Origin of the sequence: Anaerostipes sp., from assembly GCF_018381315.1 — a bacterium.
Classification (GTDB): domain Bacteria; phylum Bacillota; class Clostridia; order Lachnospirales; family Lachnospiraceae; genus Anaerostipes.
Map to the genome: position 1 here is coordinate 1 of NZ_JAGZSD010000058.1, position 1,203 is coordinate 1,203.

Here is a 1,203-nt window from a genome sequence, read left to right on the forward strand (position 1 = left end):
GTCGGGAAATAGATGGTTCCGAACAGGGGCAGGTGTGACTCATGCGAGTCACGCCTGCCCCTGAAATTTATCCACTAAAAAGAAAAAAGATAGCTAACAACAACCATCTTTCTCTCCGTTCCATGTTATAATGGAACTATGCTAAAACAAGATTATTATAACAACTTTTTTGAAATTGGGCAACAGAAAATTAACTTCAGTTTCTTTCAATTGGGACTACCCGATGACGATCCAGTCTATACCCTAAAAAACGTGATGGAGGAATTGGATTTTTCAGGCCTGCTGGCCTGTTATTCAGATAAGGGAAGAACCGGGTTTAACCCAATCATGCTGTATGCTGTTGTTACCTATGCAAACATGCGCGGGGTCAGGGCTGTTGACCGTATAGTAGACTTATGCCAGAGAGATCTCGCCTTTATCTGGCTGACCAAAGGGCAGAAGCCCCAGAGAGATGTTTTTTATGATTTTAAAGGAAAAAAACTGACGGGAGAAGTCCTGGATGAACTGAATTACCAGTTCATGCGCCGTCTGGAAAAGGAAGGCCTTATCTCGCTGAAAGAGCTTTACATCGATGGAACAAAGATTGAAGCAAACGCGAACAGATATACGTTCATTTGGCGGGGCAGTCTCAATTATCATCTTGCCGGTCTGCTGGATACTATCGATGCTCTTTACACAAAGTATAATACATTTCTGCTTGAAAACGGATATGGCCCCAAATACAATCTCGGAAATGCCCGGATGTTTGTGATTGAAGGAATGGACAAAGTCCGTAAAGTCATTGAAGAAAACAGGAAACGGAAACTGACAAAACATAAGAAGATCTCCAATAACACCATCATTGAGATTGATTACTGTTCTCCGCTTGAGATCCGGAAACTGCAGAAGAACCTGATGCAGATCGCACAGGGAGAAGACATCGGATTCGTTTATGGGAAAGGTAAGCATAAACCGGAGATCCAGAAGCTTTACGAGGAACTGGAAGAATGCGGGACCCGTCTGATGGAGTATAAGGAATGCTTTGAGATCATGGGGAAAGGCCGCAACAGCTATTCCAAAACAGACATGGAAGCAACCTTCATGCGGATGAAAGAAGAGTGCGACAAGAAGCTGAACTTGGTAAGCCCTGCAGCGTCCAATCCTATAAAGGTTGGTAGACTGACCGCAAGGAAGGCACAATTCCCTGCAGGGTATAGGAGCGTT

Annotated in this window: 1 protein-coding gene; it reads left to right on the forward strand. The window is 44.1% G+C overall.

The genetic code is table 11. The features are described from left to right. Positions 1-138: 138 nt before the first annotated feature. Positions 139-1,203, forward strand: a 1,065-nt coding sequence (locus tag KH180_RS16700; protein ID WP_442859935.1) for a transposase, incomplete at its 3' end; no start/stop codon positions are given.